16 protein-coding genes are annotated in these 16,653 nt (G+C 72.5%); 7 read left to right on the top strand and 9 right to left on the bottom strand.

Annotation, left to right across the window (positions count from 1 at the left end):
* Positions 1-150: 150 nt before the first annotated feature.
* Both ACTOQ3_RS32735 and ACTOQ3_RS32730 read right to left on the bottom strand, forming a co-directional pair.
* A complete protein-coding gene (locus ACTOQ3_RS32735; protein ID WP_440087313.1) occupies positions 151-570 on the bottom strand; it encodes a GNAT family N-acetyltransferase in 420 nt (139 codons plus the stop codon).
* Between the two features lie 56 nt (positions 571-626).
* Positions 627-1,097, bottom strand: a complete 471-nt coding sequence (locus ACTOQ3_RS32730) for a hypothetical protein (RefSeq protein WP_440087312.1) — start codon at positions 1,095-1,097, stop codon at positions 627-629.
* A gap of 390 nt (positions 1,098-1,487) precedes the next feature.
* Between ACTOQ3_RS32730 and ACTOQ3_RS32725 the strand changes: the two genes are divergently transcribed.
* Complete coding sequence (locus ACTOQ3_RS32725; RefSeq protein ID WP_440087311.1) at positions 1,488-2,285, top strand: GNAT family N-acetyltransferase; 798 nt, start codon at positions 1,488-1,490, stop codon at positions 2,283-2,285.
* Positions 2,286-2,408: 123 nt separating this feature from the next.
* The gene (locus ACTOQ3_RS32720) at positions 2,409-3,521 is read left to right on the top strand and encodes a winged helix DNA-binding domain-containing protein (RefSeq protein WP_440087310.1); all 1,113 of its coding nucleotides are present in this window, start codon (positions 2,409-2,411) and stop codon (positions 3,519-3,521) included.
* A 52-nt stretch (positions 3,522-3,573) separates the two neighbouring features.
* Here the strand turns inward: ACTOQ3_RS32720 and ACTOQ3_RS32715 are convergent, their stop codons facing one another.
* Positions 3,574-4,140 carry a TetR/AcrR family transcriptional regulator gene (locus tag ACTOQ3_RS32715; RefSeq protein WP_440087309.1) on the bottom strand — a complete coding sequence of 189 codons (567 nt, stop codon included), beginning with the start codon at positions 4,138-4,140 and terminating at the stop codon, positions 3,574-3,576.
* Positions 4,133-4,954, bottom strand: coding sequence for an alpha/beta fold hydrolase (locus tag ACTOQ3_RS32710; protein WP_440087308.1), 822 nt, complete (start codon positions 4,952-4,954; stop codon positions 4,133-4,135). Before ACTOQ3_RS32710 ends, ACTOQ3_RS32715 begins: the two co-directional genes overlap by 8 nt.
* A gap of 713 nt (positions 4,955-5,667) precedes the next feature.
* On the opposite strand from ACTOQ3_RS32710, the gene ACTOQ3_RS32705 reads away from it, so the two are divergent.
* The 4 genes from ACTOQ3_RS32705 (at position 5,668) to ACTOQ3_RS32690 (ending at position 8,787) form a co-directional block, all read left to right on the top strand.
* Complete coding sequence (locus ACTOQ3_RS32705; RefSeq protein ID WP_440087307.1) at positions 5,668-6,633, top strand: patatin-like phospholipase family protein; 966 nt, start codon at positions 5,668-5,670, stop codon at positions 6,631-6,633.
* The gene (locus ACTOQ3_RS32700; RefSeq protein WP_440087306.1) at positions 6,630-7,856 is read left to right on the top strand and encodes a macrolide family glycosyltransferase; all 1,227 of its coding nucleotides are present in this window, start codon (positions 6,630-6,632) and stop codon (positions 7,854-7,856) included. Before ACTOQ3_RS32705 ends, ACTOQ3_RS32700 begins: the two co-directional genes overlap by 4 nt.
* A 13-nt stretch (positions 7,857-7,869) precedes the next feature.
* Positions 7,870-8,013 carry a hypothetical protein gene (locus tag ACTOQ3_RS32695; RefSeq protein ID WP_440087305.1) on the top strand — a complete coding sequence of 48 codons (144 nt, stop codon included), beginning with the start codon at positions 7,870-7,872 and terminating at the stop codon, positions 8,011-8,013.
* A 129-nt stretch (positions 8,014-8,142) separates the two neighbouring features.
* Positions 8,143-8,787: a LysE family translocator gene (locus tag ACTOQ3_RS32690; RefSeq protein WP_440087304.1), complete on the top strand. Its 645-nt coding sequence runs from the start codon at positions 8,143-8,145 to the stop codon at positions 8,785-8,787.
* A gap of 15 nt (positions 8,788-8,802) precedes the next feature.
* Here ACTOQ3_RS32690 and ACTOQ3_RS32685 read toward each other — a convergent pair whose 3' ends face one another.
* Both ACTOQ3_RS32685 and ACTOQ3_RS32680 read right to left on the bottom strand, forming a co-directional pair.
* Positions 8,803-9,393 (bottom strand): DUF4865 family protein, encoded by a 591-nt coding sequence (locus tag ACTOQ3_RS32685; RefSeq protein WP_440087303.1) that lies wholly within the window; start codon positions 9,391-9,393, stop codon positions 8,803-8,805.
* Between the two features lie 36 nt (positions 9,394-9,429).
* On the bottom strand, positions 9,430-9,801 hold the full coding sequence (locus ACTOQ3_RS32680; RefSeq protein ID WP_440087302.1) for a VOC family protein: 372 nt from the start codon (positions 9,799-9,801) through the stop codon (positions 9,430-9,432).
* Between the two features lie 303 nt (positions 9,802-10,104).
* On the opposite strand from ACTOQ3_RS32680, the gene ACTOQ3_RS32675 reads away from it, so the two are divergent.
* A complete protein-coding gene (locus tag ACTOQ3_RS32675; protein ID WP_440087301.1) occupies positions 10,105-11,820 on the top strand; it encodes an FAD-dependent monooxygenase in 1,716 nt (571 codons plus the stop codon).
* A gap of 81 nt (positions 11,821-11,901) precedes the next feature.
* On the opposite strand, the gene ACTOQ3_RS32670 is transcribed toward ACTOQ3_RS32675, so the two are convergent.
* The 3 genes from ACTOQ3_RS32670 to ACTOQ3_RS32660 all read right to left on the bottom strand — a co-directional run bounded on the left by ACTOQ3_RS32670 (position 11,902) and on the right by ACTOQ3_RS32660 (position 16,492).
* A complete protein-coding gene (locus ACTOQ3_RS32670) occupies positions 11,902-12,801 on the bottom strand; it encodes a hypothetical protein (protein ID WP_440087300.1) in 900 nt (299 codons plus the stop codon).
* The gene (locus ACTOQ3_RS32665) at positions 12,801-13,211 is read right to left on the bottom strand and encodes a hypothetical protein (protein WP_440087299.1); all 411 of its coding nucleotides are present in this window, start codon (positions 13,209-13,211) and stop codon (positions 12,801-12,803) included. The genes ACTOQ3_RS32670 and ACTOQ3_RS32665 overlap by 1 nt, the downstream gene beginning before the upstream one ends.
* Before the next feature lie 263 nt (positions 13,212-13,474).
* Positions 13,475-16,492 carry a CHAT domain-containing protein gene (locus tag ACTOQ3_RS32660; protein ID WP_440087298.1) on the bottom strand — a complete coding sequence of 1,006 codons (3,018 nt, stop codon included), beginning with the start codon at positions 16,490-16,492 and terminating at the stop codon, positions 13,475-13,477.
* Positions 16,493-16,653: the final 161 nt, after the last annotated feature.

The raw sequence follows: 16,653 nt of genomic DNA, 5'->3' as shown, positions 1-16,653 counted from the left end.
GGATGCGTCACCCTCCGCCTGGAGCGGCCGGAGCGGCCGGAGCCGGTGGTTCGGGAGGAGGGCGCCCGGCCGGCGGGAGCGGTCCAGAGGGCCCGTCCCGCTCGCTCGCCGGGCCGCCGAACCCGTGGTCGCGGACCCGTCCCCCGGGAATCACCCCAGCGGCTTGACCCAGCGGGACCACTGGGGCTGCGGCGCGTAGCCCGCGGCGCCCCAGGCGTGATGGGCCTGCTCGTTGTCGTGCAGCACCATCGCGTCGACCCGGAACGCGCCGAACGCCGCGAAGCGCTCCTCGGCCGCCCGGATCAGCGCGGTCGCCACTCCCCGCCTCCGGAGAGCGGGATCCACGGCCAGCCGGTAGAGATGAGCTCGCCAGCCGTCCCAGCCCGCGAGCAGCGTGCCGGCCGTCTTCCCGCCGACCTCGGCGATGAGGACGGCCTCGGGGTCCCGTTCGATCAGCGCGACCACCTTGGCCGGATCGTCGTGCCTGTCGGTTCCCTCGGCGGCCACCAGCCAGAAGGCCAGCAGCGCCTCGACATCCTCGATCCGCCCGTACCGGATGTTCACGTCCACGGACGGGAAGCTACCAGCCCGCCGGGGTGGGGCGGGAAGGACCCCGTCCCGGGCGTTCAGGCGGGTGCGCCCAGGGGCGGCACCGCCTCGGGCAGCGGCTCCGCCGTCTCCGATCCCACAGCGATGGCCGACCGGGGGGTGCGCTCCCGCACGTCCTCGCCGCGGATCGCCATCACGGCGGGCGGGCTGCCCAGGTCGCCGTACCGGGCGGCGACGGCGGCGGTGATCGCCCGGCCCGCGTCGGCGACCGTCTCCTTCGCCGAGCCCGGCGGGCGAGCGGCCGACAGGTGGCCCAGCAGCGCCGCGAACCGCAGCTCCTCGGCCGCCGCGCGGGGAAGCCCGTCGTCGGACGGCGGCAGCGGCCGGTCCAGCCAGAACACCCCGCCGCGCAGGAGCGCGGGATACGTCACCTCGCCCCGCTGGAGCGTGAGCACGGAGTCGACCAGCAACCGCCCGAACTCCTTCAGGTCGGTGTCGGGCGGCAGATCGGTCGTGACCAGCAGCGAAACCCTCAGCGCGTCAACCATGAGCGGCTATCCCTCCTCGAGGTGGCTCATAGTAGGGGTCGCCACCGACAGTTACGGCGCGCCCGGTGGAACGTGTCGGAATCAGATCCCCGTCATGGTGCCGGGCGGACCCGCCGCCCGGGACGAACGAGCGCGACGGGCGCCTACCGGAGCGGCGGGACTCCACGGCGTGCCGGGGGCCGGGACGGGGCCGGTGGGGTCTCCCGCGGACCCGGCCAGGGTGGGTGAGGCGGGTGAGGCGGGGACGACCGGCGCGCGCACCGCGCGGACCCCGCCGGCCGCCAGTGAATCTACGTTGTAAAGGAGACGGGGCGGGATGAGAGGCTCCGAGGCGTGTCTAGGTCCATAACGCCATGTCGGAGGCGATGAGTGTGTGATTGGCTGTTCGCAATGGACATCTCATCGCGGGCTTCCGCCTACCTCGCGGCATATGACGAGCAGCTCCGGGCCAGGCCGATGCCGGGCCGTACGGCCGAGCGGATCGGGCCGCTGCTGAGGACCGTGTCGAACGGCCACGGCCAGGGTTTCCTGACATATCGAGACCTGGGTGGTCTGGAGGGCGCCGAGCTGGATGCCTTCATCGCGCGCCAGCGGGACTTCTTCACCCGGGTCGGGCGCGAGGTCGAGTGGAAGTACCACGGCTACGACCTGCCCGCCGACCTGCCCGAGCGGCTCGTGGCGGCCGGGTTCGAGCCGCGGGAGCGGGAGACGGTGTTCGTCGGCGAGGCCGGTGAGCTGGCCGGTGCCAAGGCGGCGCCCGCCGGGGTGCGGCTGCGCGAGGCGGCGGGGCGGGACGACCTGGAGCGCATCCGCGAGCTGGAGGAGACGGTCTGGGACGCGGACCACGGCTGGCTGCCCGGCATGCTGGAGCGCGACCTCGCCGGTCCCGGGGACCCGTGCGCGGTGGTGATCGCCGAGGCGGACGGGCAGGTGGTGTGCGCGGCGTGGGCGCGCTTCCACGAGGGCACCGACTTCGCCTCGCTGTGGGGCGGCTCGACCCTGAAGGAGTGGCGGGGCAGGGGCGTCTACCGGGCGATGGTGTCGTACCGGGCGGAGCTGGCGGTGGCGAGGGGTTTCCGCCTGGTGCAGGTGGACGCCTCCGACGCCAGCCGCCCGATCCTCGCCAGGCTGGGCCTGGAGGCGGTCACCACGACGACGCCGTACGTGTGGGTGCCGCCGACTCTCTGATTCCGATCACGCGGGGGCGCCGCTATTCTGGCGCGGACCCGGAAGCGGCATCACGGTGTCGCCGGCCAGGCCATGTCGCGCGGCCATGCCGCGCCGTCGTGGCTCGCCCACGAGAGGACACGCATGCCCGAGGTGCTCAGCAGACGCGCGCTCAACCGGGCCACCCTCGAACGGCAGCTGCTGCTGGCCCGTGCGGACCTGCCGGCGCTGGAGGCGGTCCGCCACCTGTACGGCATGCAGGCCCAGGCGCCGAACCCTCCCTACATCGGGCTGTGGACCCGCCTGTCCGGGTTCGCCGCCGACGATCTCGCCCGGCTGATCAACGAGCGCCTGGTGGTGCGGCTGTCGCTGATGCGCTCCACCATCCACCTGGTCACCGCCGACGACTGCCTGGCGCTGCGCCCGCTGCTGGGGCCGATGCTGGCACGGGGCCTGCGGGGGACGGCGCACGGCAAGGGCCTGGCGGACGTGGACCTGGACGAGCTCGCCGCCGTGGGGCGGAAGCTGGTGGAGGAGCGCCCCCTGACCTTCCGCGAGCTCGGCGCGCTGCTGCGTGAGCGGTGGCCGGAGGCTCCGGCCACCGACCTGGTCGCCGGGGTGCGCAACACGCTGGCGCTGGTCCAGGTCCCGCCGAGGGGGATCTGGGGTGTGGGCGGGCAGGCCGCCCACACCACCGCGGAGGCATGGCTGGGCCGTTCCCAGGACCAGCGGCCCGGCAGCGTCCTGGCCGAGGAGGCGATCCGCCGCTACCTCGCCGCCTACGGTCCCGCCACGGTGATGGACGTCCAGCAGTGGTCGGGCATGACCCGCCTGGGGGAGATCGTCCGCGAGATGGGCCTGCGGGTCTTCGTGACCGAGGACGGCGCGGAGCTGTTCGATCTGCCGGAGGCGTCGCGCCCCGCCCCCGGGACTCCCGCCCCGGTGCGCTACCTGTCGGAGTTCGACAACATGCTGCTGTCGTTCGCCCAGCGGACCAGGACCCGGATCGCGGAGGAGGAGTACCGGGGGCGGATCTTCACCGTCAACGGCATCATCAAGGCGACGGTGCTGGTCGACGGCTTCGTACGGGGCATGTGGAAGGTGACGGTGAAACGGGGCGAGGCGGTCCTGGAGGTCGAGCTCTTCGCGCCGGTGAGCGAGGGGGAGCGGGCGGATCTGGAGGTGGAGGGGGCGCGCATGCTCGACTTCGTCGCCCCGGCGGCGACGTCCCGCGACATCCGCTTCCGGGAGGCCTGAGGGGTTCCGGGAGGCCCGAGCGCGCCGTCCGGCCGGCCTCCCGCCCGCCCCTTCAGAACGCGGGCGCCCGGGGCAGGCCCGAGACGACCATGGCGATCAGCATCTCGTAGCTGGTGTTCAGGTCCTCGTCCAGGCCGAACCCGCCGGCCGCCTCCAGGGAGGCGAAACCGTGCACGGCCGCGCGGACGCAGCGGGTGGCGTGGAGCGCCTGAGCCCCCTCCAGCCCGTAGCCGCGCAGCACGGCGAGGATCACCTCCAGCAGGCGGGTCGCCGTGCCGACCAGGTCGGGATCGAGCAGCGGGTTGTCGGGGAAGACCGCGTAGCGGTGCGGGAAGTCGACCACGTAGCTCCGCCAGGCACGCATCAGGGCCGCCGTCGCCTCGTCACGGCTCTTTCCCATCGCCGCCGTGCCGAGCCGCACCGCCATGTCGTCCATCACGCGCAGGCCGACGAGCTTGCGCAGTTCGGGCAGGCCGCGCACGTGCTTGTAGAGCGAGGGGGCGGCCACCCCGGTGCGAGCGGCCACCGCGGCCAGCGTCAGCGCGCCCGGCCCCTCCTCGTCGATCAGGGCCAGCGCCGCGTCCACCACCGCGCCGGAGGTCAGGCCCGCCCTAGGCACGGACCGCTCCGGCCAGGAAGCCCTCCATGGCGGCGAAGGTGGCCCCGGGCAGCTCGGCGTGCGGGTAGTGGCCGGCACCCTCGATCATCGCGACCTCGGCCGTGGCGGCGTACGGCCTCAGCACCTCCTCGGCCAGGCGGGCCTCCGCGGCGGGGTCGGGGAAGTCGGGGTCCTTCGACCCCATGACGATCAGCGCGGGGCAGGTCATCCGGGGGGCGCAGTCGGTCCAGTGGCCCTCGGCGGGGGCGACCACCGCGGAGACGGCGGCCATCCTGCCGGGCTCGCGCAGCGTGGCCTTCAGCTCGCGCAGGTAGCCGGGGAAGTCGGCGGGCCTGGCCGTGGGATAGAGCGAGCGGTAGTACATCCCCCACAGGAGCGGGCTGGCCAGGACGACGTCCTTCACCAGCCGCAGCATCAGGCTGAGCTGCGGCTGCCCGACGAAGGGCGCCAGCATGACCACGGCGCGCACCTCGCCCTCGGTGGCGGTCGCCGTGGTCCACGCCACCGCCCCGGCGCTGGAGGAGCTGCCGACGAGGACGGCGGGGCCGCCCAGGTGGCGGACCAGGGCCAGCAGGTCGGCACCGATCGACCGGGGGCCGTGGTCGGGCCAGCCCGTGCTGGACTCCCCGTGGCCGCGCACGTCGACCGTGGCGACCCGGTAGCCCGCCTCCGCCAGTCGCGGCGCCAGGAACCGGAACACCCTGCGGGTGTCGCCCATGCCGTGCGCGCACACCATCAGGGGTCCGTCCTGCGGCCCGATGACCTCGTACGCCAGCCGCCCGCCGGCCACGTCCAGGAACTCCGTACCCGTCACGCGCACTCCTTGGCTATTATTCATAGCTTTAAAGCTAAGGCCAGTAGCTTCTGTCGTCAAGCGTCGACCCCGTCACCGTGCTGGAATTCGTCCGGGGGCCGGTTCCGTGGTTCTCCCGGAGGAGAACCCGGCCGCCCGGTCGGTCACCCTCGCCGGGGAGGCCTCGCCGACCTCACCTGACGGCACGGCGGGCTCCTTCCGGACGGAACGGTTCCCGAGCCGGCGTGGCCACCCGGAGCGGCCGCCACCGCGAACCTCTCACGCGGCGACGATGGACACGCCGGCTTCGACGTCCGGTACGCGGTGGTTCCCCGGCCCGGGGCCGGGACCTCCGGCGACGCCGCGGGCCTCGCTTCATCCTGCGGACCGCATCGTTGCCCTTCCATGAAAAAGGGCCCTGTACGCTGGGTTTCGAGCACATCGGTTTCCAAACGGAACCACCAGCCTGCCACCGGGCCCTGTGGCATCCACCCGGCCGGAGACCGTCGTCATCGATCATGGTGACGACGTGAGCGAACACGCCGGCCGACGAAGTCAGCGATGTGGCGACCGCCCGGTCCCAGCCGGGGCACGCATCCGATCAGGCGCCGTGGTGAGGGAGGACGGACCATGAACGTTGCATATCGCCGGAGATCGGCCTCCTCGGCTCTCCACGGCGTCAGCGAGGGCGACCGGCCGGGTGGTCACGGCGGGGCGACGAGCAGCGTCAGGCCATGAAGGGCGACGAGGGGACGCGCTCCTCGGCGTCGAGCCGCCCGGACGCGGGCCGGGAGCCGGTGGGCCTGCGTGCCCTTCCCCGCCCCGTGGCGGCGGTGGTAGGGGGCGGGGGAGTGTTCGGGGCCGCGCAGGTCGGTGTCGGGTACGCGTTGGAGCAGCGGGGATTCGTCCCTGATCTGATCGTCGGAACCTCGGTGGGCGCCCTCAACGGAGCGATCGCGGCCGCCCACCCCGGCAATGCCGCACCATGGCTGGATCTCGTGTGGACCCGCGCGCGGCGCCGTGAGGTGTTTCCGTTCGGCTACCTGTCCTCGCGGGCCAGCGTCTTCGCCGATCGCGGCCTGCGCAGGTTGATCGCCCAAGCCGCACTGCCGCGGCGGATCGAACAGCTGGCAATCCCCTTCACCGCGGTGGCCATGGATCTGGTCACCGGCGCCCAGGCGCTGCTCGACCACGGAGATCTCGAGTCCGCGCTACTGGCCAGCACGGCCATCCCGGGGATCCTGCCCCCGGTGGATCGGGAAGGCCTGACGCTCGTCGACGGCGGAGTGATCGCCTTTGTCCCGGTACGGGTGGCCCTGCAGGCGGGGGCGGCCAGCGTGGTGGTGCTGTCGACCGGGCAGAAGAGCCGGCCGCTGCCCCCGAACGGCCCGCCCCGGCGGGCCGGCGCGGTCGCGGCCAGGGCGGGGCAGCTGCTGCTGGAGCATCAGATCGAGCGCGACCTGCGCGAGGTGTCCGAACGGATTCCGACCGTCGTGGTGCCGACCGGCATCGAGACCTGGCCCGCCCCGTGGGACTTCGGCCATTCCCGGCGGCTGATCAGCACCGCCTCCCTGGCGGCGGGCCGCTTCTTCGACGGGCTGCGCATCAGCGGGCCCGGCCTGTACCGGGTCGACGGTCCCGCGGCGACATCGGCCGGCCCGGCCGGGACATGGACCGACGTCTGGGAGGCCGGCCGGTGAGCACCGTCGCGTTCCTCAACATCGCCATGCACGGGCACGTCAACCCGACGCTGCCGGTCGTCGCCGAGCTCGTCCGCCGTGGCCACTCCGTCATCTGTCACACCTCGCCCGCGTTCTCGAAGGAGATCGAGGCCACCGGTGCGGCCGTGTGCCTCTACCCCGGGGGTGACCAACCGCTCCCCGATCCGCCGATGCCGCTCACGCTGCTGGACGGGCTCGCGCGCGCCGCCGCCGCCCTGCTGCCCGCCGTGCTCTCCGACCTGCGTGACGTCCGTCCTGACCTCGTCGTCCACGGCGCGGCCTGTCCCTGGGGCGCGGTCGCCGCCCGCGAACTCGAGGTGCCGGCGGCGGCGTTGTTCACCACGTTCGCGTTCAACCGGCATGTGCCCAGCCCCACCCGCGCCTCGTGGGAGTTGCTGGCCTCGGCGGCGAGGTGGCCCCGCCACGCCCAGGGCTACCTGCGGTCGCGGTGGGAGTTGCACCGCCGCTACGACACCCGTGAGCTGCCCCTGTTCGACCTGGCGAACATACGCCAGCCGCTCAACCTGGTCTTCACCTCGCGCGCGTTCCAGCCCGGCGTCGACGCCTTCGACCGGTCCTACCGGTTCGTCGGCCCAAGCCTCGGCGCCCGTCCGCCCGACCCGTCGTTCCCGGCCGACGGCCTGCGGGACCCGGTGCTGTACGCCTCGCTGGGCACGGTGTTCGACGCCGGCCCGCGACTGCTGCGCGACTTCGCCACCGCGCTCGCACCGCTGGGCGGCACCGTGATCGTCTCCACCGGAGGGACCGATCCGGCCGCGCTGGATCCGCTGCCGGCCAACGTGCTCGCCCGCCGCTTCGTACCGCAACCGGAGGTGCTGGCCCGCGCCGCGCTGTTCGTCACCCACGGCGGGATGAACAGCGTCAACGAGGCCATGTACGCGGGGGTTCCGATGCTGGTGGTCCCCCAGGGGGCGGATCAGCCGCTGGTGGCCCGGCGGGTGGTCGAGCTCGGCGCCGGCCTGTCGATCCGTACCCAGGACGTCGCCGTGGAATCCGTGAACGCCCTCGCCCGGCGCCTGCTCGAAGAGCCGGGCTTCCGGGCCGCGGCGGCCACCTTGCGGGTCGCCCAGCGCGAGGCCGGCGGCTATCTGCGCGCCGCCGACGAGCTCGAGGACTACCTGCACCGGGGCGGAGGGGGCGGCCGATCGGCTGCTTCGGAGGATTCGCCGCAGGAGCGTTGAGCGATGTCACCCGTTGGATCCGGCCACGCACGTGGGGCGGGGCAGCTACATCAGCCGCGAGGCGCGGTTACCCGATGGCCGCAGCCACCTCGAGCGCACCGCCGACACCGTGATCGCGCTCATCCGCGCCCACTACGACGCCCACCACAACAGATGATCCGTCGCCAGGGGAGCCGGCCAGAGCGCGGGAGGTGCGGACGGCGGGCGCCGGGGCAGCGGTCCGGTTCCGGGCCAATCTCGGGAATTGGCCGTTCTTTCGGTGCGGGAGCTGCTCGATGATGTGCTCATGATCTCAGTCAGCGCCCTCGCGGGCATCGCCGCGGTCGCCCTCGGCCTGGTGCTCACACCCGGTCCCAACATGATCTACCTGGTGTCGCGGTCGGTGACGCAGGGACGCCTGGCCGGCATGATCTCGCTGGCGGGCGTCGCGGCGGGCTTCCTGGTCTACCTGCTGGCGGCGGTGGCCGGAATCGCCGTGATCTTCGCGATGGTGCCCGCCCTCTACGTCGCGATCAAGCTCGCGGGCGCCGCGTACCTGCTGTGGCTGGCCTGGCAGACGATCCGGCCCGGCGCCCGGCCGGTCTTCGCGCCGGGCGTCCTTCCCGCGGACCGCCCGCGGCGGCTGTTCTCCATGGGGCTGGTCACCAACCTGCTCAACCCCAAGATCGCCATCCTGTACGTGTCGCTGCTGCCGCAGTTCGTCGATCCCGCACGTGGTGACGTCGGCACGCAGAGCCTGCTGCTGGGCGCCACCCAGATCGTCATCGCCCTGTCGGTCAACGCGCTGATCGTGCTGACCGCGGGCTCGGTCGCGGCCTTCCTCGGCGGGCGGCCCACCTGGATGCGCGTGCAGCGCTATCTGATGGGCGCCGTGCTCGGCGGGCTCGCCCTCCGCATCGCCACCGACCGCTCGCCCGCCGTGGCCGCGTAGGGGCATTCGTCCCGGTCACCAGTGGCGGCCCGTCGCGATGTCGTCCAGATGCGGTGTCGACAGGTGCAGCACCCGGTAGGCGGTCCCGTCCCCCTCCCCGGGAACCTCGTGCTCCCACAGCGTGAAGCGCACCAGCTCCCAGTGCCGGGGGTCGACGGCGAGGGCCGCGGAGTGCACGCCCGCCGTGCCGGCGTGCCGCCGCAGCCCGGACAGGGCCCGCTCGACCACGGCCGCGGGGTCGGTGTCGGCGGGGATCGGGTCGGTACGGAGCGAGGCCGCGCGGGGGACCGCCGCCGACGACGGTCCCCGCTCGTAGCCGGCGCCGGTCCAGTGCCGGACCACGGGCCTGCCGAAGTCGCGCACGATGTTCTGGAAGCCGCCTCCGCCCCACAGGAAGGCGTTCATCCCGGCCGGCGAGCTCCACAGGTAGAACGGCGCGTACTGGTTGACCGCGGAGCCGTCCACGCCCCGCTCCCTGATCAGGTACGCCTTGAGTCCCAGCCCGGCGTAGCCGTCGAGTGCGTGCCCCCTGGTCGCCACCCGCTCACGGATGATCCCCATGTCGTAGTCGGCGGGCAGCCCGATCTCGTACTGCATGGCGTGCATGGAAGGAGACCTCCTGGTGGGGTCCGGAACGGGTCCTCAGCCGTGGCTGAGGTCGATGACGCAGAAGAGGTTGCCCTCGGGGTCGGCGAGGACCACGAAGTCGGGGTCGTCCGGGTAGAGGTCCCAGGCGACCTGTTCGGCGCCCAGTGACACCAGCCGCTCGACCTCGGCCGCCTGCTCCGCGGCGTCGGAGGCGAACAGGTCGAGGTGCATTCGGGGGTGCTCCTGGACCGGCGTCCGCGTCATGCCGAGCGCCAGCGGGACGCCGTTCCCCTCCACGGGCCCGATCACGGTCCAGCCGTCCCCGGCCTGCCCCTCGCGGGGTGCGTAGTCCAGTGCCCGCGTCCAGAACCCGACGGCGCGTCCCATGTCGGTGACGCCCAGCACCACCTGCCCGATCCTCGCCATGTCCCAATCCTGGCAGGAACCCCCACCCCGGGGAAATCCGGCATCCCGGTGTCACGGCCGCGCCCGGACGCCCTTCTCATGGGGGGCTCCCGACTTTGTGTCAACTGTGGTTGACGCGAGCATTTCGTCAACTTATATTGACAGCAGCGGGAGGTGCGCGGGCCCGGAGCGGGCCCCGCCGGCTGGTCGGATACGGGCTTCGCACCCGCTTCCGGCCGCCCCGGCTCCCGGCGGGCGACGTGTCACCGCGCCCGTTTCCCTCATTCGACCAAGTGCGACCAAGTGCGACCAAGGAGGTGCCCGATGTCCGTTGACGTCGTGATCGCCGGTGGCGGCCCGAACGGGCTGATGCTGGCCTGCGAGCTGAGCCTGGCCGGTGTCCGCCCGGTGCTGCTGGAGCGGCTGCCGGAACCGGGTGACGAGCCCAGGGCCAACGGCCTGGTCGGGGAGGTGGTCAGGGTTCTCGACGGCCGGGGCCTGTACCGGCGCTTCACCGGCGCCTCGGAACCCCCGGCGCCGGTGCCGTTCTTCATGTTCGGCGGCATGCTCCTGGATCTGAGCGCGCTGGATCCCGGCCCGTTGCACACCCTTCCGATCCCGCAGCGCCGCCTGGAGCAGCTGCTGCAGGAGCGGGCGCTCGAGCTCGGGGTGGAGATCCGGCGCGGTCACGAGCTGGTCGACATGTCGCAGGACGAGGACGGCGTCACCGTCGACGTCCACGCCCCCGACGGCGACTACGAGCTGCGCGCCCGCTACCTGGTCGGCTGCGACGGCGCCCACAGCCTCGTACGCAAGAAGGCGGGCATCGGCTTCCCCGGGGTCACCACCGAGGACGTCGTGTCCCGCAGCGCCCACGCCGCCCTGCCCGCCTCCCTGCTCGACCCCGCGACCGGCGAGCTGCTGCTGGCCGGGGAACGCTGGAGGCCGTTCATGATCCATCGCACCGCGCACGGCGTGTTCGCCCTCGCGTCGTTCGAGCCCGGCGTCCATCTCATCACCACCATGGAGTGGGGGCGGGAGCAGGTCGACGAGCGGGTGCCGATGACCCTGGAAGAGCTGCGCGACAGCGTGCGCAGGGTGCTCGGGGCCGACCTGCCGATGAGCCCGCCCGGCGGGCGCGGCCCCCACGTGCTCCGCCGTCTCACCGGCGGCAACACCCGCCTGGCCGACCGCTACCGCGCCGGACGCGTGCTGGTGGCCGGGGACGCCGCGCACGTCCACTCGGCGGCCGGTGGTCCCGGGCTCAACCTCGGCCTGCAGGATGTCGTGAACCTCGGCTGGAAACTCGCCGCCGAGGTTCACGGCTGGGCGCCGCCGGGACTGCTCGACACCTACCACGACGAGCGGCACCCCGTCGGCGAGCGGGTCGTCATGCACACCCAGGCGCAGTCCGCCCTGCTCGCGCCCGGGGGAGAGGTCACCGCGCTGCGCACGCTCTTCGCCGAGCTGCTCGACCACGACGAGAACCGGCGGCGCGTCGCCGAGCTCATCGCCGGCTCCGACATCCGCTACGACATCCGCTACGACATGGCCGGCGTCGGGACGCCCTCCGGCACGGCCGGCGGGGACGTCCGCCCTGACACGGGCCACCCCGGCACGGGCGGCCTCGGCACGGGCGGCCTCGGCACGGGCGGCCTCGGCACGGCCGGCAGCGGCGTTCGCCCTGGCGCGGCCGGTACCGGTCCGGCGCCGCACGCCCTTCTCGGAGGCCTGGCACCGGAGCTGTCCCTCGCCACGGACGCGGGCACCACGCGGCTCGCCGACCTGACCCACGGCGCCCGCCCGCTCCTGCTCGACCTCGGTGGCGGGAACGCGCTGGCCGAGACGGCGGCGGGCTGGAAGGACCGGGTGGACCTCGTCACCGCCGTCACCGCCGTTCCCGACCGGCGGGTCCCCGCCGGGCTCCTGGTCCGCCCTGACGGCTACGTCGCCTGGACGGCCCCGGACGAGGGGACGGGCGTCCCGGCGGACCACGGTCTCCGCGAGGCGCTGTCCACCTGGTTCGGCGCCCCCGCGTGAGCCGTCGGTTTCGAACCCATCGGCTCGGAAGAAGGCCGGCTCCGAATGTTCGCCACCGAGCCGTGGGCGACGGCCCGGCTCTCATCCGAGATGACGCGTGAGTGCCTCTCCGAGCTCGGGATCGAGTGGTCCCCGCTCCGCCATTCCCAAAGCGACCGCCAGAGCCACCGCGTGTACGCGGGCCGCAGCCTCGACCAGCCCCGCGTAGGAATCGGCGGACGCACGCACCCGGCGCCACGCGGTGAGGCCGAGCACCAAGGCGATGGGCGCCGCCGGCCACCACCACCACGCCAGCGGCGCGTACAGCACCGCCCACGCCCCGAGAACGAAGGCACGCGACAGGTTGGCGCGGGCGGTGGTGACGTCGGCGCGGACGGGTTCGGGCAGCACGGTCCACAGATGCGGCCACAGGGGTGCCAGGTCGAGATGGAAGGCGTCCAGCCGCAGGGCGATGGCGTGGATGCGATCACCACTCCACGTGGGGCGTTCCGGCCGAAGCAGGCTGATCCGGCCGCGGATCCGGGCGGCCCGGTGACGGGCGGCGGGGTTCGGGCGCCGGGCGGGGTCGGGATGCAGAGCCTTGCGGAGTTCTGCCCGGTGGTCGCGATCCGCCGTGTCCCAACGGGTCTGGCGGCGCCCGACCCACCATGCGGCGGCACGCCAGGCGAGAGGCGGCCAGCTTCGCCAGTCGCCCGCCAGCACCATGGTCTCGATCACGGAGCCGAGACCCTGGGCGAGCAGGCCCGCGGTCGCGGCGGCGCCGAGGATGGCGGCCAGGAGGACGATCTGGCTGCCGAGGCCGGTCAGGTCCTTGGCGACCTCGGTGATGTGGCGGGTGAGTTCGGCGACGTCGAGGCCGTGTCCGTGTCCCAGTGTGACCGCGACGGCCACGACGGCGAGATAGAGCGCGCCGGGCAGGACCAACAGAGACAGCCAGCGTTCTGCGAGTTTCTTGGTCAGCTCGGTGACCATGTCACTCATCAGGCCAGACGTTCCCGGTCGAGCCGTCGCCCGTCGGCGAGGTCGCAGGTGGGCGGGAAGGTCCGGACCTCTTCGCGCAGCCGGCCGGCGCAGCGGCCCAGCGGGCAGCGGTAGACGATCTCCAGGCTCTCCACGCCCGGCAGCTCGCCGGGGTGACGATTCAGGTTGCCGTAGATGCCCCAGCTGTCGCCGGTGGCTCGGATCACGGCCTCGTGCACGACGTCCAGCAGCTGCACGAGTTCCTTCGGCGTGGTCTCGGCGGAGCGGGCCGCGGCCGGCAGTGCCCGGAGTGCCGGGTTATCGCCGAGTTCGGCACGTAACAGGGCGAGTTCGTGGCAGACGTAGGCGAGCCCTGCCGCGATGCGCGGCCACAGGTCGGCTTCGTCACCCGGACCGGCCAAGGCTGGCATCGGTGACCTCCCTACGGTCGCGACCCTACACCGCAGGAGACATCCAGCGGGAGAGCCCGAAGGCGGCCGCGGACATCGAAGAGGCCGGGATCGCACCGGGGCGAATCCTCGCCAGGGCGCGCGCCGAAGGAGTGCGGACCGTCTTCGGTTCAAGGCCGATCAGTACGGTGAGGCGCTCTCGCAGGCCGATGACCCCACCTCGTGGTACGCCTCGGCTTTCAGGACAGGGAAATCCCAGAGGCGGGCCGCATGATGCTCATGTCTCAGGCGCCGGCGTGGATGTGAGAGGCCCACAGGGAGGGGGTGATGGGGTAGCGGTCGCGGATGGTCCGGATGGCGTGGTGCAGGGCGTGGGCGGCCTGACGGGTCTCGAGGACGCCGGGTGCGGTGGCGAGGGTGGCGTAGAAGGCGTCGGCGACGGTGACGGCGACTTCGTCGTCAATCTGCCAGAGGGTGCCGATGACGTGGGGGAACCCGGCGAGCTGGAAGGCTGAGGACAGATGGATGGCCTCATCCAGCAGATCGGCGGCGGCGGTGACGGCAGTACTACAGGCCGACAGGTAGGCGAGGTGCGCGTGGTCGAGCGCGACGGGGGCGAGTCCGGCGACGGTAAGAGGATCGTTGTGGTGGTCATGGAGCAGCAGGCGGCTGGCGGAGGGGTCGGAGGGATCGGTGTAACCGTGGCAGGCGAAGTGGACGATGGCGCAGTCGAGCAGGTGGGCGAGGACGTTGTTCTTTGTCGGCAGGTCGGCGGGCGCGTCTCCGGGGGTGGCTGGTTCGGTGAGCAGCATGGGGTTGGGCAGCCGGGTGCGCAGCATGGCGGCTTCGGCGGGCACCTGGGGCAGCAGGCCGTCACCGGGCAGGCCGGGAGTGGTGGGCATCGCGACGATCAACGACCGGGCGGCGGCGGTGAGCGGAGTGGTGGCTTGGGCGCGGGCGTGTGCCAGGGCCCCGATGGTGGGAGTGTAGGAGGACACGACCCGGTCCATTACGGTCCGGTGCCGTGGGTCGGCCGGCCGGGTGTGGTGGCCGGCGGCGTGGATCGGGAGCTGTCCCAGGAGCCCGCCGGGCACCCACCACACGCGCGGCCACGGCCGTCCCGGCGGAGGCGGCCGGTGATAGCCGAGCGCGTCCAGAACTGGTCCGGTGGCATTTTCCCAGAGCCATTCAAGGATCTGCCGGATCGTCGTCTGGGCAAGGATCCGGGCCGCTCGCGGACCGGGGGCGCCGGTGGCGCGCAGGGCTTGCCGGAAGGCGTCGATCATGTCGATCACGGTGTCCTCGTCCAGGCCGGGCAGCCTCAGGGAGGTGACTCCGCCGACGGTCAGCAGCAGAGCATCGCTGCGGATGACACTGATGTTGAACACCACCACCGGCCCGTCGACGGCCTGGGCGAGCAGTTGCTCGGTCGCGGGTGGCAGAGCGAAGGAGCCGAAGCCTTCCAGGCCGCGGATCTCGGCCAGCAGGTCGGTGAACGCTCCGGCCAGGTGGCGTCGGTCCTGGATCGTCCGGCGGAGCGCATCGGCGGGATCGTCGAGCGGTGTGCTCGCCGGATCCGGTGTGAAGGCTTCCGGTGGCTGGTCCAGCAGGTCACGCAGGTCCACGAATCGAGTGGCCAAGTGCGGATGCCGTTCGCGGAGATCTGTGAGGTCGTTGCGAGTGTGCAGGGCCTGGCTCAGCAGCACTCCCCTGCCGATCTCCAGCAGCCGCAATGCGCGGACCGCTCGCTCCCCGGCAGACGCGGCCTGGTCCTCCAGGATTATCGAGGCGGCTTCACTGGCCAATCCGGCGAACGTGCCGATCGCGTACCGCTGGTCACCTGGCTCCAGATGCCGTGGAGCGACTTCGGGAAGCAGCCTCACCGCCTCCTCGGCCAGGTCGGCCGCCAGGCCAAGCTGCTGCGCCCCCGCGGCGAGCGGAGCGGCCGCCCGGCCGGCCCAGATACGGGCCGACGGCGCCGCTGTCGTAACGGAGGCAGCTTGTGCGTGCGCCTGCAACGCGGCATCCCAGTCCGCCTGCGCCGTGCTGCGCTCGAACCGGCCCATCAGCGCGGACCCCAGATTGAACAGGTGCTTGATGAGGTTGGGGTCGTCGGCGGGTGCGGCGTTGGCCGCCTCGCGAAAGCTGTTGACGGCGGTCTCCAGATCGGCCATGTTCCTGTCGCGCTCGTATCGGGACATCAGCGCGTTCCCCAGGTTCGACAGCATCGCGGGGCGGTTGGGGTGGTCGGCGGGGGTGGCGTCCAAAGCCTCCCGTCCGACGTCGAGGGCACTGTCCAGGTCCGCCGTCACCCCGCTGTCTCGAAACCGGGCATGCAGCGCGATCGCCAGGTCCGACAGGCGACTGGCGTGATCTGGATGGTCGGCGGGGGTGGCGGCCGCCGCCTCACGGAGAGTGTTGACGGCGGTCTCCAGATCGGCCACGTTCCCGTTGCGCTGGTATCGGGACACCAGCGCGTTCCCCAGGTTCGACAGATACAGGGTGCGCTCGGGGTGGTCGGCGGGGGCGGCGTCCACCGCCTGCAGGCTGATCTTGACGGCGGCATCCAGGTCGGCCAGTGCTCCCCTGTGCTCGAACCGGAAGCGCAGTGCCCTCCCCAGGTTCGACAGGAAACCCGCGCGAACGGGATCGTCGGCAGGGGTGGCGGCGATCGCCTGGCGGCCGGCTTCGATGGCGCTATCCAGATCGTCCAGCACACCGCTGCGCAGGAACCGGGTCTGCAGCGCGCCCCCCAGGTTCGACAGGACGCCAGGGCGGGCGTGGTGGTTGTCGGCGGGGGCGGCGTCTACCGCCTCGCGGAGGGCGTCGATGGCGTTGTCCAGGTCATCCGGCACCCCACCGCGTAAATACCGGGTCTGCAGTGCGGTCCCCAGGTTCGACAAGCGCCCGAAGCGGTTGGGGTGATCGGCTGGTGTGGCGGCAAGGATGCGGTGACAGAGCTGTGTCGTCGCCGACAGCAGCCTCTGGTCGGAGGAGCTGATGCTCTCGTTGAGCAATGCCACGGCGGTGGCGCCCGCCTCGTCGGCCAGGAGTGGAAGCAGCGGTTCCGGCAGCTCGCCGACGCCCAGGACGAAGCAAGGGGTGAGCATGCTGATCGCGGCGTTCAACTCCTGCTCGGACTGTTCTTCCGGCAGCCCCTGGTAGCGGCTCCAGTGCAGCCAGCCCAGTAGCAGTACTGCGTGCAGGGCATCTGGGTCGAGTTCGTCGAGCGCTCGAGCGAGGAAGGGCGCCAGCGTCACCATGGCGTCATCGTCCGTCGGCCCCTGGTCCGGTTCGCTCATCGGCTCATCCAACCACCGCTTGTGCACCTGTTCGGCGCGTTCCGTTACCAATGGTGAGGTTAACTCTCCATGTAATGGCCCGCCGAGGATCCGGCCGATATCTTCTGGGCCGGGCTCGACGAAGCCACTCGAACGGTGACCAGGCGACCGGCCGGCCCGCC

Origin of the sequence: Streptosporangium sp. LJ11 (assembly GCF_051918945.1) — a bacterium.
GTDB lineage: Bacteria > Actinomycetota > Actinomycetes > Streptosporangiales > Streptosporangiaceae > Streptosporangium.
The sequence above is the reverse complement of the archived record's forward strand: the minus strand, read 5'-3'. Positions and strand labels throughout refer to the sequence as shown.